A 13,359-nucleotide genomic window follows, 5' to 3' on the forward strand; every position below is an offset into this window, starting at 1 on the left:
ATCTTCCGCAGGCGATTCACGCCGGTGCTGAAGAAGGGAAAGGCCAATGCTGGATATCGACGTCACTGCGTCTGCCGCGACGATTGCAAAGGGGGAACTCCGATGAGCGCTGCCGTGCGAGAAGGGCGTGTGCGCGGCTGGGACCCGCTCGTGCGCCTTACCCACTGGGGCATCGCTGCGGTCGTCCTCGTCAACGGGCTCCTCGACGAGGGAGGCTCGGCCCTGCATATCTGGCTCGGATACGGCGCCTTCTCGCTTCTGGCGTTGCGTCTCGTATGGGGCCTCATCGGAACGGAGGAGGCGCGCTTTTCCGCCTTTCCGCCTCGTCCCGCCGCCGCTCTCGGCTACGCCAGGGAAATGGCGAAGGGCGAGAACAGCGAGCACCGCTCCCACAATCCGCTCGGGGCGCTCATGGTATATGCTCTGTGGGGAACGCTCATCGTCGTCACGGGAACGGGCATCGCCATGGCGGGCTCTCCGCTGAAGACGCTCGAACCGCGCCAGGAGGTTGCCGCCACATTCGCCGAGCATGATGAGGCGGGCGAGAATCGCGGCGAGCGTGATGGAGAGGAAGGTGGCGTCCTGAAGGAGGTGCATGAAGTGGCTGCGAATCTTCTCCTTGTCCTGGCTGCCCTGCATGTGGCGGGCGTTGCCTTCGAGACCCGGCGTTTCGGGACCGGTTTCGTAAGGGGCATGGTCACGGGCACCCGCTCGGACTCTCTTTGATGCAGCATGGGCGGCGAGCGTTTTTCGGCGCAGGCGATCGTCAGCCGGTCGTCCTGGCCGCGCTTCTCGCCGTCCAGGCTTTTGCGGCGGTGTTCTTCGTCTCCGACGTCATCGCCGATTTCAGTCTGGGCGGGGCGGGGCTTCACACGATTTTCGAGGCCGCCGTCTCCTTCGCGCTGGTCCTTGGCGTGATCTTCGGAGGTCTGGAGATGCGCCGCGCCATGGAACGGGCACGGCGCAGCGAGGCGGCCTTTTCCGCCGCCTCCGGCGCACTAGGCGATCTCATACAGAACTATTTTCACGAATGGGCGCTGACGCCAGCCGAATCGGAGGTGGCGCTGTTCGCCCTGAAAGGTGTCGATCTCGGCGATATCGCCGAGATGCGGGGATCCGCGCCCGGCACCGTGCGGGCGCAGCTCGCGCACATCTATGCGAAGGCGGGCGTCTCGGGCCGCGCCCAGCTGGTGTCCCTGTTCATCGAGGACCTGCTCGCCGGGCCGATGCCCGGTCTGGAAGGGCATGCGCGTTCCAGCAGGGAGCGTGATCGCGCCGGCTGAAGCAAAAAGTTGGTCTCCGGACCACTTTTGAGCGCGGCATGCCATCCTCTATATCGCGCATGCGCCCAGGACGGCGCCGAGCCTTCACGGGAACCATGATGCAGTACCGGGAAAGGGAAGGGGCGGAGACCGAGCCGGTGGCATCCCGCATCGGAAACGCCCGCCGCCGCGTGCGGCTGGCGGGCGAGGCCGCGCTTGTCTATCTCGGCGCGCCGCTCGCCATCCACTACGCCGTCGTCAACTGGCAGATGCGCGTGTTTGCGCTCCTCGCGCTTGCGCTCCCGTTCCTCCTGCTCGCCCTTTGGCTGGATGGTCGCTTCGATCGGCGTATCCTGCGCCTTGAGGGCACCGCTGGGCGCCTGCGCGCGGTCGGCGCGACGTTCCTCGTCCTCGCGCCGCTGATTGCCCTGGGCACCTGGCTTGTCCTCCCGCACGCCTTCCTCTCGCTGCCGCGAACCCGGCCGGAGTTGTGGGCGATGATCGTCTGCTTCTACCCGTTCGTCTCGGCGCTGCCGCAGGAGCTTCTCTACCGGGTGCTCTTCTTCCAGCGCTTCCGGCCCCTGTTCGGGCCGCACCCGGCGGTCGCGATCGGGGCCAATGCGAGTCTATTCGCCTTCGCCCATGTCATTTTCGGAAGCTGGGTCTCCGTGGCAGGCGCTTTCGGCCTCGGCCTTTTGCTCGCTTGGCGCTTTGAGCGGGGCAGGGCCTTCTGGCCGATCTGGCTGGAACATGCGCTCTACGGCAACCTTGCCTTCACCGTCGGCCTGGGGAGGTACTTCTATCTGAGCGCCGGGGGATGAGTGAGGGTTGCGCGCGGACTGGCGTCGGTCTAACTGACCGAAGGCCGAGCGGAACCTCCTTCGGCCGATCTCGCTGCAACCCATTGACGCTCCCCCGAGCGCCGATAGATACCGGGTACCGGACGCGCCGGCCTTAGCATGAACGAGCTTCTACTCAGCTACCTGCCCATCGTCGTATTCATCGCTATCGCGCTGGTCATCGGCCTTGCGCTACTGGTGTCGCCGTTCATCGTCGCCCACAAGGCGCCGGACCCGGAGAAGCTCTCCGCCTACGAATGCGGCTTCAACGCCTTCGACGATGCCCGCATGAAGTTCGATGTGCGCTTCTATCTGGTTGCCATCCTCTTCATCATCTTCGACCTTGAGGTGGCGTTCCTGTTTCCGTGGGCGGTGGCGTTTCACTCCATCGGCTGGTTCGGCTTCTGGTCGATGATGCTCTTTCTGGCCGTTCTGACGATCGGCTTCGTGTACGAATGGAAGAAGGGAGCTCTGGAATGGGATTGACGGGGACGCCGCCGCGCGTCGACGATTTCCATCCTCGGCCCGACGAACAATATTCCTCCCGTCCTCCGGCCGACGGCGACGCCTTCTACAGCGAGATCGACAACGAGCTCGCCGACAAGGGTTTTCTGGTCACCTCCACGGACGAGCTGATCAACTGGGCGCGTACCGGCTCGCTCATGTGGATGACATTCGGGCTCGCTTGCTGCGCCGTGGAGATGATGCAGATGTCGGGTCCGCGCTACGATGCGGAACGCTTCGGCTTCGCCCCGCGCGCCTCGCCGCGCCAGTCGGACGTGATGATCGTCGCCGGGACGCTGACCAACAAGATGGCGCCCGCCATCCGCAAGGTCTACGACCAGATGCCCGAGCCGCGCTACGTCATCTCCATGGGCTCCTGCGCCAACGGCGGCGGCTACTACCATTATTCCTACTCCGTCGTGCGCGGTTGCGATCGCGTCATCCCGGTAGACATTTACGTGCCGGGCTGCCCCCCGACGGCGGAGGCTCTCCTTTATGGCGTGATGCTCTTGCAGAAGAAGATCCGCCGCACCGGCACGATCGAGCGGTGAGAGCGCGACATGGCTGATACCGAGAGCCTGGAGGACCTCGCCTCCCACATTGCCGGACATCTCGGCGACCGCGTGCAGAATTCCGTCATCGCCTATGGCGAGCTGACGATCACGGTCGATCCGGTCGATATCGTCCAGACACTTCGCTTCCTGCGTGACGATGCCAGGCTGCAGTTCGTCTGCATCATCGATGTCTGCGGCGTCGACTATCCTTCCCGCAGGCGCCGCTTCGACGTCGTCTACCATCTCCTCAGCCCGCGCCAGAACGCGCGCATCCGCGTCAAGGTCGAGGCCGACGAGAATACGGCGGTGCCGTCGGCGGTGGAGGTGTTCCCGGGCGCGGACTGGTTCGAGCGCGAGGCCTACGACCTTTATGGCATCCTCTTTGCGAACCATCCGGACCTGCGCCGTATCCTGACGGATTACGGTTTCAAGGGTCACCCGCTGCGCAAGGACTTTCCGCTGACCGGCTATGTCGAGGTCCGCTACGACAACGATCTCGGCCGCGTCGTCTACGAGCCGGTCAAGCTGCAGCAGGAATTCCGCAACTTCGACTTCCTCTCTCCCTGGGAAGGGCCGGAATACAACCTGCCCGGGGACGAGAAAGCGAGCTCGTGAGTTGCAAATCGTGAAGAGTGATTGGGTGAGGGGAGCCGGTCCTCGCCGCCCGAACGTGTGGACCGGAGCCGATGTCCGAAGCTGATATTCGCAACTTCAACGTGAACTTCGGGCCGCAGCATCCTGCGGCGCATGGTGTTTTGCGCCTGGTGCTTGAGCTCGACGGCGAGGTCGTCAAGCGCGTCGATCCGCATATCGGCCTCCTGCATCGCGGCACCGAGAAGCTGATCGAGCACAAGACCTACCTGCAGGCGGTGCCCTATTTCGACCGGCTCGACTACGTCGCGCCGATGAACCAGGAGCACGCCTTCGCGCTGGCGACCGAGCGCCTTCTCGGCATCGAGGCGCCCAAGCGCGGCCAGATCATCCGCGTCCTCTATTCGGAGATCGGGCGTATCCTTTCCCATCTCCTGCACGTCGTTACGCATGCCCTCGACGTCGGTGCCCTGACCCCGCCGCTCTGGGGCTTTGAGGCCCGCGAAGTGCTGATGTGCTTCTACGAGCGCGCTTCGGGCGCGCGCATGCACGCGGCCTATTTCCGGCCGGGCGGGGTGCATGAGGATCTGCCGCCGCAGCTCATCGAGGACATCTACAATTACTGCGATCCGCTCATTCAGGTCTGCGACGACCTCGAGGGGCTTCTGACCGGTAGCCGCATCTTCCAGCAGCGCTGCGTCGATATCGGCGTCGTGACGCTCGACGAAGCCTGGCGGCGCGGCTTTTCAGGCATCGTCCTCAGAAGCGCCGGCGCCCGCTGGGATCTGCGCAAATCCCAGCCCTATGACGGCTACGAGACCTATGATTTCGACATTCCGGTCGGCAAGAACGGCGACGTCTACGACCGCTACCTGCTGCACATGGACGAGATGCGCCAGTCCGTGCGCATCATGAAGCAGTGCTGCGAGAGGCTGAATTCGCCGGAAGGGGCGGGCCCGATCTCGGCGCAGGAAGGCAAGGTCGTGCCGCCGCGCCGCAGCCAGATGAAGCGCTCGATGGAGGCGCTCATCCACCATTTCAAGCTCTACACCGAGGGCTATCACGTGCCGGCGGGCGAGGTGTACGCGCCGGTCGAGGCGCCGAAGGGCGAGTTCGGCGTCTATCTCGTCTCCGACGGGACCAACAAGCCGTATCGCTGCAAGATCAGGCCGCCGGGCTTCGTCCATCTCGCCGGTCTCGATTCCATTTCGCGGGGCCACATGCTGGCGGACATGTCGTCCGTCCTCGGCTCGATCGATGTCGTTTTTGGAGAGGTGGATCGCTGATGGCCGTCCGTCGTCTCGCTGAAGTTCAGCCCGAGAATTTCGCCTTCAGCCAGGACAACAGCGCCTGGGCCGAGCGCGAGATCGCCAAATACCCGCCCGGCCGGCAGGCCTCGGCCGTGATCGCGCTGCTGTGGCGGGCGCAGGAGCAGGAAGGCTGGGTGTCGGAGCCCGCGATCGAGACTGTCGCGGACATGCTCGACATGCCGAAGATCCGGGTGCTGGAGGTCGCGACCTTCTACACGATGTTCCATCTCGCTCCGGTGGGCAGGAAGGCGCATGTGCAGGTCTGCGGCACCACGCCCTGCATGCTGCGCGGCGCGGAGGATATCAAGAAGGTCTGCCGCAACCGCATTGCGCACGATCCGCACGAGGTTTCCGCGGACGGAGACTTTTCCTGGGAGGAGGTCGAGTGCCTCGGCGCCTGTGTGAACGCGCCGATGGTGCAGATCTTCTCCGACACCTACGAGGATCTGACGCCGGAGAGTTTTGGGGCGGTGCTGGACGCCTTCGCGCGTGGCGAGACGCCGACGCCCGGTCCCCAGAACGATCGCCAGTTCGGCGCCCCGCTTTCCGGCCCGACCACGTTGAACGATGTGGAAGGTGGCTCGGACCGCTCGCCGCGCGAATGGAAGGCGAGCCCCGCACCGGCGCACGCCCAGCCGGCGCAGCCCGAGGGCAAGGCCTCCGTCGGTGAGAAGGAGCCGCATCCGGCCAACGAGACGACCGCCGGCGGTGCCCCCGAGGAACCCCAGCAGGACGTGAAGGGCTCTGAGAAGTCGGCGGCGAAGAACAGCAAGGCCGAAAAGGCGGCGCGTCCGTCCCGCAGCGGTCGCGCCGACGAGGAAGCGGCCCGCTCCGATCCCTCCGACGCGGCCTCCAGCGCACAGGCTGCTGCCGACGAGGTCGGAAGTCGGCCGAAGGCGCTCGCCGAGCCGGAAGGCGAAAAAGACGACCTGAAGAAGATATCGGGTGTCGGGCCGGTGCTGGAGGAAAAACTCCACGGCCTCGGCATCTGGCACTTTCACCAGATCGCCGCCTGGAGCGATGAGGAAGTCGCCTGGGTCGGCACGTTTCTGTCCTTCCCGGGCCGGATCGAGCGCGACGACTGGATCGGTCAGGCGAAATCCTTCTCCGCAGGTCGGGGCAAGAGCTGATGCCTGCAATCAGCCTGCGGCCGGTAAGGCTATCGGATGCTTGTGTTGGTACCCGGCTTGCATGGCTTGAGCGGGGGGTTGCTTTCATGAGCAACGATCGGCAGGCATTCGGGCGTCGCGGCGGCGATAAGGGCGCGGGCTCGCTGAACATCTATGCGGGGTCTGTCGATCACGGCAGCGCTCATGTGCCGCCGGAAAGCGGCGCCGGGCGGAAGATGGCCAGCCGCAACACCATCTACCGACCGGGAGAGAGCGAGCGGCCTACCTTCCATGGCTCGCACATCGAGCGGCACTGGCCGAAATACGGCGCGGTCGCCTTCGCAGGCTTCGCGCTCGCCTATGCGATCTCCGAGCGCGGCTTCGCCCATCCGGTCTCGCTCGCCATGCTGCCCTTGTTCGCCGCCGGCTTTGGCTTCCTGGCCCTCAGGGGCATCCGCGAGATGGTGCAATCGGTCCATCTCGTCCGTACGCGGACCCTGCGCACGCGGGCCTTCACGGCAGGGGTTGCCGCCGGCCTCCTGTGCTTCCTCTACACGACCTTCATCGATCCGCAGACGATCATGGGCATCGAATGGGGCCTGCAGAGCGTCTTCAATGACGGTTTCCAGCGCGAGGATCTCTCCGCGGCGCTGGTGATGGCGCTTCAGGCCTTCGTGCTCATGGCCGGCACGGGCCTTTTGTTTGAGAAGATTGCGGGTTTCGTCCGCAAAGACCGAGAGAGCTGAGGCATGCTCGCCGATAAAGACCGCATCTTCACCAATCTCTATGGCCTGCACGATCCGGGCCTCAAAGCTGCGCAGAAGCGCGGCCAGTGGGACGGCACCAAGGACCTCATCGCCAAGGGCCGCGACTGGATCATCGACGAGATGAAGAAGTCGGGCCTGCGGGGCCGGGGAGGGGCGGGCTTTCCCACCGGCCTCAAATGGTCCTTCATGCCGAAGGAATCCGACGGCCGCCCGCACTATCTCGTCGTCAACGCCGACGAATCGGAACCCGGTACCTGCAAGGACCGGGAGATCATGCGTCACGACCCGCATACCCTCGTGGAAGGCTGCCTCATCGCCTCCTTCGCGATGGCCGCGCACACCTGCTACATCTACATTCGCGGCGAATACATCCGCGAGCGCGAGGCGCTGCAGCGCGCCATAGACGAGGCCTATGAGGCCCGTCTCATCGGCAAGGACAACCTCTGCGGCTGGGATTTCGACGTCTTCATCGCGCACGGCGCCGGCGCCTATATCTGCGGCGAGGAGACGGCCCTCCTGGAAAGCCTTGAAGGCAAGAAGGGTCAGCCGCGCCTGAAGCCGCCTTTCCCGGCCAATGTCGGCCTCTACGGCTGTCCGACCACGGTCAACAACGTGGAATCGATCGCCGTGGCGCCGACGATCCTGCGTCGCGGCGGTGGCTGGTTCGCCGGCATCGGCAAGGAGAACAACACCGGCACCAAGCTCTTCTGCATCTCCGGGCACGTCAATCAGCCGTGCACGGTGGAAGAGGCGATGTCGATCCCGTTCCGCGAGCTGATCGAGCGCCATTGCGGCGGTATCCGTGGCGGCTGGGACAACCTCCTCGCCGTCATTCCGGGCGGCTCGTCGGTGCCCTGCGTGCCGGCCGAGCAGATCATCGACTGCCCGATGGACTTCGATTCGCTGCGCGCTCTCAAATCCGGTCTCGGCACGGCGGCCGTCATCGTCATGGACAAGTCGACGGACATCGTGCGGGCCATTGCCCGCATCGCCTATTTCTACAAGCATGAGAGCTGCGGACAGTGCACGCCGTGCCGCGAGGGCACGGGCTGGATGTGGCGCGTTCTGGAGCGCATGGCGCGCGGCGAGGCCGAAAAGCGCGAGATCGACATGCTGCTCGAAGTCACCTATCAGGTCGAAGGCCATACGATCTGCGCGCTCGGCGATGCCGCGGCATGGCCCGTCCAGGGCCTCATCCGCCATTTCCGGCCGGAGATCGAAAAGCGCATCGACAGCTATTCCGCCAATCCCCGGACGGAGAATCGTGTCGTCCTGGAAGCTGCGGAATAGACGCGAGCGACGAGGGATCTGAGACGATGAGCGAGGACGAGCGGCCGATGGCAGGCTCCAGCACCGGCGAGAAGATGGTGATTGCGGCCGTGTCGCATTCGCTGGCCTTTCTCACGCTCGGCGCGGCTGTCACGCTCGGCACCGCCATCGGAATCAAGGGCATCCTTGAGCGCCGCCGGGATCTGCGCGCGCCGCGCCGGGAAGCGGCGCCCGCCAGGCCTTCGGCCGAGGCCGCCCCCGTCGCGGAAGACGTTGCGCCGGTCGATCTCGCCGCCCCTCCGGTGGAGGCGCTTGCCCGCCCGATCCTTCACGCGGTGATGGAACGGGCCGAGGAAGAGGAAGCTGCCGCGAGGGCCGAGGCGGAGGCCGAGGATGCCGCGCCGCAGGCCAGGGGTTTTCAGCCGATCGCGGCGAAGGAGCCGGCCAGGGCAAAGAAGGTCGATCGCACAAAGCCGAAGCGCGCCGGGTTGCCGGCGCGCGCGAAAAGGCCCGAGGGGCTTGAGTTCCCACGCGAGGGACGGCCCGACGATCTGAAACGAATCGCGGGCATCAGCGCGGCGCTCGAGATCGTGCTCAACGATCTCGGCATCTATCATTACGACCAGATCGCCGCCTGGAGCGAGGCGGAGATCGCTTGGATCAACGACTACCTCAGCTTCACCCGCCAGGTGGAGCGATGCCACTGGCAGGAACAGGCGGAAAAACGGATGGCGGCCGGCCGCTGATAGCGGCTGGCGCGCAGGACAGGACATGGCAGATACACGAACGCTCATCATTGACGACGTGGAGGTCGAGGTTCCCGCGACCTACACGCTCCTGCAGGCATGCGAGGCGGCCGGCGCGGAGATTCCGCGCTTCTGCTTCCACGAGCGGCTGTCGATCGCCGGCAATTGCCGCATGTGCCTGGTGGAACTGAAGGGCGCGCCCAAGCCCGTCGCTTCATGCGCCTGGGCCGTGCGCGACTGCCGGCCCGGCCCGAACGGCGAGCCGCCGCAGGTGCTGACCCGCTCGCCTCTGACCAAGAAGGCCCGCGAGGGGGTGATGGAGTTCCTGCTCATCAACCACCCGCTCGACTGTCCGATCTGCGACCAGGGCGGAGAATGCGACCTGCAGGACCAGGCGATGGCCTACGGCGTCGATTCTTCGCGCTTTCAGGAGAACAAGCGCGCCGTCGAGGACAAGTATATCGGCCCGCTGGTGAAGACCATCATGACGCGCTGCATCCACTGCACGCGCTGTGTCCGCTTCACCACCGAGGTCGCCGGCGTCTCCGAACTCGGCGCGACCGGGCGCGGCGAGGATATGGAAATCACGACTTTCCTCGAAAGCGCCATGACCTCCGAGCTGCAGGGCAACGTCATCGACCTGTGTCCGGTTGGGGCGCTGACCTCGCGGCCCTACGCCTTCAAGGCAAGGCCATGGGAGCTGCTGAAGACCGAATCGATCGATGTCATGGACGCTCTCGGCTCGGCGATCCGCGTCGACAGCCGCAACACCGAGGTGATGCGGGTCCTGCCGCGCACCAACGAGTTGGTGAACGAGGAGTGGATCTCCGACAAGACGCGCTTCATCTTCGACGGCCTCAGGACCCAGCGCCTCGATCGCCCCTATGTGCGCGAGAACGGGAAGCTGCGCGCGGCCACCTGGCCGGAAGCCTTCAAGGCCATCGCCGACAAGGTTAAGCAGACGCGCGCCGGCAAGATCGGCGCCATCGCCGGCGATCTGTCGACGGTCGAGGAGATGTTCGCCCTGAAGAGCCTGATGCATTGGCTCGGCAGCCCCAACATCGACTGCCGCGAACCCTATTCGGCGCTCCATCCCGAACACGGCCGCGCCGGATATGTTTTCGGCTCGTCCATTGCGGGTATCGAGGATGCCGATGCGATCCTTCTCATCGGGACCAATCCGCGCGTCGAGGCCTCGGTTCTCAATTCGCGCATCCGCAAGGTCTGGCGCGCCGGCCGGGCGCGGATCGGCGTGATCGGCGAGGCGGCGGACCTCACCTACGCCTATGACCATCTCGGTGCGGGGCCGGCCTCGCTCGCCGCGCTTGCCAAAGGCGAGAACGACTTCCTGCAGGTACTGCAGGAGGCGGAGCGCCCGATGATCATTCTGGGGCAGGGGGCGCTTTCCCGCTCCGACGGAGGCGCGGTGCTGGCGGCCGCGGCGAGCCTTGCCGACAAGGTTGGCGCGTTTGCCGACGACTGGAACGGCTTCAACATCCTGCACACGGCGGCCGCGCGCGTCGGCGGCCTCGATCTCGGCCTCGTGCCGGGCGAGGGCGGTTGCTCGACCGCCGAGATGTTTGGGCTGGAGGGCGCGGCGCCGCTCGACGTCCTCTTCCTCCTGGGGGCGGACGAGGCGCCGCTCGACAAGCTCGGCGAGACCTTCGTCGTCTATATCGGCAGCCATGGCGACCGTGGCGCCCACCGGGCGGACGTCATCCTGCCGGGTGCGGCCTACACGGAAAAATCCGGCACCTACGTCAACACGGAGGGTCGCATCCAGATGGGCAACCGCGCCGTATTCCCGCCGGGACAGGCGCGCGAGGAATGGTCGATCCTGCGGGCGCTTTCAGAAATCCTCGGCGTCAAGCTGCACTTCGACTCGCTGCCGGAGTTGCGCGCGCGCCTCTACGAGGCCGACCCGCGTTTCATGGCGCTCGACACGATCCCCGAGACCTCCTTCGACGGGCTGAAGAGGCTCGCTTCCGGCAAGGGCGGCGATCTTGGCGACGCGCCTTTCGCAAGCCCCGTGAAGGACTATTTCCTGACAAATCCCATTGCCCGCGCCTCCGCGGTGATGGCCGAATGCTCCGCGCTCCGCCTCGGACCGCGTGCGGAAGCGGCGGAGTAGGCGAGACATGGACGGTTTCCTTCACACCTATCTGATCCCGGGCGCGATCATGGTCGGCCAGAGCCTCCTGCTCCTGGTCGTCCTGCTCATCGGGGTCGCCTATCTGCTCTATGCCGACCGCAAGATCTGGGCGGCCGTGCAGATGCGCCGGGGCCCGAACGTCGTCGGCCCCTGGGGGCTCTTCCAGTCCTTCGCCGACCTTTTGAAGTTCGTCCTCAAGGAGCCGGTCATTCCGGCGCCTTCCGACAAGACGATCTTCCTGCTGGCGCCGCTTCTGTCCACGACGCTGGCGCTCGCCGCCTGGGCGGTCATCCCGGTAGATGCGGGCTGGGCGGTCGCCGACATCAATGTCGGCGTTCTCTACGTCTTCGCCATCGCTTCGCTCGAGGTCTACGGCGTCATCATGGGCGGCTGGGCGTCGAACTCCAAATACGCCTTCCTCGGCTCGCTCCGTTCCGCCGCGCAGATGGTCTCCTACGAGGTCTCCATCGGCTTCATCATCATCACGGTGCTGTTGTGCGTCGGCTCGCTGAACTTCTCCGACATCGTCATGGCCCAGACCGAGGGCCCGGGAACCATGCTCGGCCTGCCGAGCAGCCTTCTGGACTGGCACTGGCTGGCCCTCTTCCCGCTCTTCGTGATGTTCTTCATCTCGGGCCTCGCCGAGACGAACCGGCCGCCCTTCGACCTTCCGGAGGCCGAATCGGAGCTCGTCGCGGGCTTCATGGTCGAATATGGCTCCACGCCGTACATGATGTTCATGCTCGGCGAGTACGTCGCCATCACGGTGATCTGCGCGCTGGCGACGACGCTCTTCCTCGGCGGCTGGCTTCCGCCGGTCGACGTGGTGCCCTTCACCTGGATCCCCGGCGTCGTGTGGTTCACGCTGAAGCTCTGCTTCATGTTCTTCGCGGTCTCGATGGTGAAGGCGATCGTGCCGCGCTACCGCTACGACCAGCTCATGCGCCTCGGCTGGAAGGTCTTCCTGCCGCTCTCCATCGCCGCCGTCGTCATCGTCGCCTTCATCCTCCAGCTCACGGGCTGGGGCGGCGTGCCGGCGGCCACGTGAGGCGCCGGTCATGACCGAGAGCCAGCTTTCCTGGATCGGCGGGGCGGTGGGACTTGCCTTCGCCATCGCCGACTATGTCCTCTTCGGCGTGATCGTCGACCGCGCGCGCCAGCGCGGCGAGCGCAGCTCCGGCATGGGCGCGCTCGATTTCGCCAGGAAGCTGCAGCTGGTTCTATTTCCGATAGTCGGCTGGTTCGTCGGTCCGCTGCTCTACAGCAGCTTTGGAGGCCAATGATGGAAGGGCGGGCGGAGGCCGCGACGGCGCCGATCACCGGCCATTGCTATTGCGGTGCGGTCGCCGTGCGTGCGATGCGTGCACCCGAGGTCGTGGCCTGGTGCCATTGCGACGATTGCCGGCGGGTCACAGGCGCGCCGGCCGCCGCTTTCGCGGGCTTTGCGGAAGGCCATCTGAGCTTCGAGCCGGACGAGGGGCGCGCGGCTCCCGGGGCGCCGGGCGTGAGACGCTCGTTCTGCGCTGAATGCGGTTCGCCGCTCGCCTCGCGCTTCGACTATCTGCCGGGGCAGGTCTACGTTCCGCTCGGCATTCTCGACCAGGCGGGCGAGATGGAGCCGCAGCTCCACAGCTACGATTCGCGGCGCCTGCCGTGGCTGCATATTGAAGACAACGCGGAGAGGTTGGAGACGAGCTCCCGCAAGAGGCTGGCCGGCGGTTCTGCCGGCGGCGAGGAATCAGGAAGGATGCGCAGATGAGCATCGGGCAGGCCGCCAATTCGCTGCTGCTCAGGGAGTTCGTATCCGCGACCGTGCTCGCGATGCGCTATTTCTTTGCGCCGAAGACGACGCTCAACTACCCGCACGAGAAGGGGCATCTGTCGCCCCGCTTCCGCGGCGAGCATGCCTTGCGCCGCTATCCCAACGGCGAGGAGCGCTGCATCGCCTGCAAGCTGTGCGAGGCCATCTGCCCGGCGCAGGCCATCACCATCGAAGCCGGCCCGCGCCGCAACGACGGCACCCGCCGTACCGTGCGCTACGACATCGACATGGTGAAGTGCATCTACTGCGGCTTCTGTCAGGAGGCCTGCCCGGTGGATGCCATCGTGGAAGGCCCGAATTTCGAGTTCGCCGCGGAGACGCGCGAAGAGCTCTACTACGACAAGAACAAGCTTCTGGATAACGGCGACCGCTGGGAGCGGGAGATCGCTCGCAACATCGCTCTCGACGCGCCGTATCGCTAAGGGCGATGAACG

At 65.7% G+C, this 13,359-nt stretch carries 16 protein-coding genes; all 16 read left to right on the top strand.

The window, feature by feature from the left end:
* Window positions 1–102: 102 nt before the first annotated feature.
* On the top strand, window positions 103–726 hold the full coding sequence (locus CLD20_RS03160; protein WP_224405147.1) for a cytochrome b/b6 domain-containing protein: 624 nt from the start codon (window positions 103–105) through the stop codon (window positions 724–726).
* Window positions 726–1,283, top strand: coding sequence for a helix-turn-helix transcriptional regulator (locus CLD20_RS03165; protein ID WP_224405148.1), 558 nt, complete (start codon window positions 726–728; stop codon window positions 1,281–1,283). The genes CLD20_RS03160 and CLD20_RS03165 overlap by 1 nt, the downstream gene beginning before the upstream one ends.
* A 98-nt stretch (window positions 1,284–1,381) precedes the next feature.
* The gene (locus CLD20_RS03170) at window positions 1,382–2,083 is read left to right on the top strand and encodes a CPBP family intramembrane glutamic endopeptidase (protein WP_224405149.1); all 702 of its coding nucleotides are present in this window, start codon (window positions 1,382–1,384) and stop codon (window positions 2,081–2,083) included.
* A gap of 138 nt (window positions 2,084–2,221) precedes the next feature.
* Window positions 2,222–2,587: an NADH-quinone oxidoreductase subunit A gene (locus tag CLD20_RS03175; RefSeq protein ID WP_224405150.1), complete on the top strand. Its 366-nt coding sequence runs from the start codon at window positions 2,222–2,224 to the stop codon at window positions 2,585–2,587.
* Window positions 2,578–3,156, top strand: coding sequence for an NADH-quinone oxidoreductase subunit B family protein (locus CLD20_RS03180; protein ID WP_370636788.1), 579 nt, complete (start codon window positions 2,578–2,580; stop codon window positions 3,154–3,156). Before CLD20_RS03175 ends, CLD20_RS03180 begins: the two co-directional genes overlap by 10 nt.
* Before the next feature lie 9 nt (window positions 3,157–3,165).
* The gene (locus CLD20_RS03185) at window positions 3,166–3,774 is read left to right on the top strand and encodes an NADH-quinone oxidoreductase subunit C (RefSeq protein WP_224405152.1); all 609 of its coding nucleotides are present in this window, start codon (window positions 3,166–3,168) and stop codon (window positions 3,772–3,774) included.
* A gap of 71 nt (window positions 3,775–3,845) precedes the next feature.
* On the top strand, window positions 3,846–5,036 hold the full coding sequence (locus CLD20_RS03190; RefSeq protein WP_224405153.1) for an NADH-quinone oxidoreductase subunit D: 1,191 nt from the start codon (window positions 3,846–3,848) through the stop codon (window positions 5,034–5,036).
* The gene (gene nuoE / locus CLD20_RS03195) at window positions 5,036–6,190 is read left to right on the top strand and encodes an NADH-quinone oxidoreductase subunit NuoE (RefSeq protein ID WP_224405154.1); all 1,155 of its coding nucleotides are present in this window, start codon (window positions 5,036–5,038) and stop codon (window positions 6,188–6,190) included. The genes CLD20_RS03190 and nuoE overlap by 1 nt, the downstream gene beginning before the upstream one ends.
* A gap of 86 nt (window positions 6,191–6,276) precedes the next feature.
* Window positions 6,277–6,915 carry a hypothetical protein gene (locus CLD20_RS03200; protein WP_224405155.1) on the top strand — a complete coding sequence of 213 codons (639 nt, stop codon included), beginning with the start codon at window positions 6,277–6,279 and terminating at the stop codon, window positions 6,913–6,915.
* A 3-nt stretch (window positions 6,916–6,918) separates the two neighbouring features.
* On the top strand, window positions 6,919–8,226 hold the full coding sequence (gene nuoF, locus CLD20_RS03205; protein WP_224405156.1) for an NADH-quinone oxidoreductase subunit NuoF: 1,308 nt from the start codon (window positions 6,919–6,921) through the stop codon (window positions 8,224–8,226).
* 26 nt (window positions 8,227–8,252) lie between these two features.
* The gene (locus CLD20_RS03210; RefSeq protein WP_224405157.1) at window positions 8,253–8,951 is read left to right on the top strand and encodes a hypothetical protein; all 699 of its coding nucleotides are present in this window, start codon (window positions 8,253–8,255) and stop codon (window positions 8,949–8,951) included.
* Between the two features lie 25 nt (window positions 8,952–8,976).
* The gene (gene nuoG / locus CLD20_RS03215) at window positions 8,977–11,082 is read left to right on the top strand and encodes an NADH-quinone oxidoreductase subunit NuoG (protein WP_224405158.1); all 2,106 of its coding nucleotides are present in this window, start codon (window positions 8,977–8,979) and stop codon (window positions 11,080–11,082) included.
* Window positions 11,083–11,089: 7 nt separating this feature from the next.
* Window positions 11,090–12,151 (top strand): NADH-quinone oxidoreductase subunit NuoH, encoded by a 1,062-nt coding sequence (nuoH, locus tag CLD20_RS03220; protein WP_224405159.1) that lies wholly within the window; start codon window positions 11,090–11,092, stop codon window positions 12,149–12,151.
* A 10-nt stretch (window positions 12,152–12,161) separates the two neighbouring features.
* Window positions 12,162–12,386 carry a hypothetical protein gene (locus tag CLD20_RS03225; RefSeq protein ID WP_224405160.1) on the top strand — a complete coding sequence of 75 codons (225 nt, stop codon included), beginning with the start codon at window positions 12,162–12,164 and terminating at the stop codon, window positions 12,384–12,386.
* Window positions 12,386–12,862 (top strand): GFA family protein, encoded by a 477-nt coding sequence (locus CLD20_RS03230; protein ID WP_224405161.1) that lies wholly within the window; start codon window positions 12,386–12,388, stop codon window positions 12,860–12,862. Before CLD20_RS03225 ends, CLD20_RS03230 begins: the two co-directional genes overlap by 1 nt.
* Window positions 12,859–13,347, top strand: coding sequence for an NADH-quinone oxidoreductase subunit NuoI (gene nuoI / locus CLD20_RS03235; RefSeq protein WP_224405162.1), 489 nt, complete (start codon window positions 12,859–12,861; stop codon window positions 13,345–13,347). The genes CLD20_RS03230 and nuoI overlap by 4 nt, the downstream gene beginning before the upstream one ends.
* The last annotated feature ends 12 nt before the right edge of the window (window positions 13,348–13,359 follow it).

The organism is Afifella sp. IM 167, assembly GCF_020144925.1.
In the GTDB taxonomy this organism is placed as follows: Bacteria; Pseudomonadota; Alphaproteobacteria; order Rhizobiales; family Afifellaceae; genus Afifella.

Excerpts from the sequence above, each read along its gene's own strand:
- CLD20_RS03180 (WP_370636788.1), top strand. The coding sequence starts at position 2,578 with ATGGGATTGACGGGGACGCCGCCGCGCGTCGACGATTTCCATCCTCGG.
- CLD20_RS03230 (WP_224405161.1), top strand. The coding sequence starts at position 12,386 with ATGGAAGGGCGGGCGGAGGCCGCGACGGCGCCGATCACCGGCCATTGC.
- CLD20_RS03225 (WP_224405160.1), top strand. The coding sequence starts at position 12,162 with ATGACCGAGAGCCAGCTTTCCTGGATCGGCGGGGCGGTGGGACTTGCC.
- CLD20_RS03160 (WP_224405147.1), top strand. The coding sequence starts at position 103 with ATGAGCGCTGCCGTGCGAGAAGGGCGTGTGCGCGGCTGGGACCCGCTC.
- nuoG (WP_224405158.1), top strand. The coding sequence starts at position 8,977 with ATGGCAGATACACGAACGCTCATCATTGACGACGTGGAGGTCGAGGTT.
- CLD20_RS03175 (WP_224405150.1), top strand. The coding sequence starts at position 2,222 with ATGAACGAGCTTCTACTCAGCTACCTGCCCATCGTCGTATTCATCGCT.
- nuoE (WP_224405154.1), top strand. The coding sequence starts at position 5,036 with ATGGCCGTCCGTCGTCTCGCTGAAGTTCAGCCCGAGAATTTCGCCTTC.
- nuoH (WP_224405159.1), top strand. The coding sequence starts at position 11,090 with ATGGACGGTTTCCTTCACACCTATCTGATCCCGGGCGCGATCATGGTC.
- CLD20_RS03185 (WP_224405152.1), top strand. The coding sequence starts at position 3,166 with ATGGCTGATACCGAGAGCCTGGAGGACCTCGCCTCCCACATTGCCGGA.
- nuoI (WP_224405162.1), top strand. The coding sequence starts at position 12,859 with ATGAGCATCGGGCAGGCCGCCAATTCGCTGCTGCTCAGGGAGTTCGTA.
- CLD20_RS03210 (WP_224405157.1), top strand. The coding sequence starts at position 8,253 with ATGAGCGAGGACGAGCGGCCGATGGCAGGCTCCAGCACCGGCGAGAAG.
- CLD20_RS03170 (WP_224405149.1), top strand. The coding sequence starts at position 1,382 with ATGCAGTACCGGGAAAGGGAAGGGGCGGAGACCGAGCCGGTGGCATCC.
- nuoF (WP_224405156.1), top strand. The coding sequence starts at position 6,919 with ATGCTCGCCGATAAAGACCGCATCTTCACCAATCTCTATGGCCTGCAC.
- CLD20_RS03190 (WP_224405153.1), top strand. The coding sequence starts at position 3,846 with ATGTCCGAAGCTGATATTCGCAACTTCAACGTGAACTTCGGGCCGCAG.
- CLD20_RS03165 (WP_224405148.1), top strand. The coding sequence starts at position 726 with ATGCAGCATGGGCGGCGAGCGTTTTTCGGCGCAGGCGATCGTCAGCCG.
- CLD20_RS03200 (WP_224405155.1), top strand. The coding sequence starts at position 6,277 with ATGAGCAACGATCGGCAGGCATTCGGGCGTCGCGGCGGCGATAAGGGC.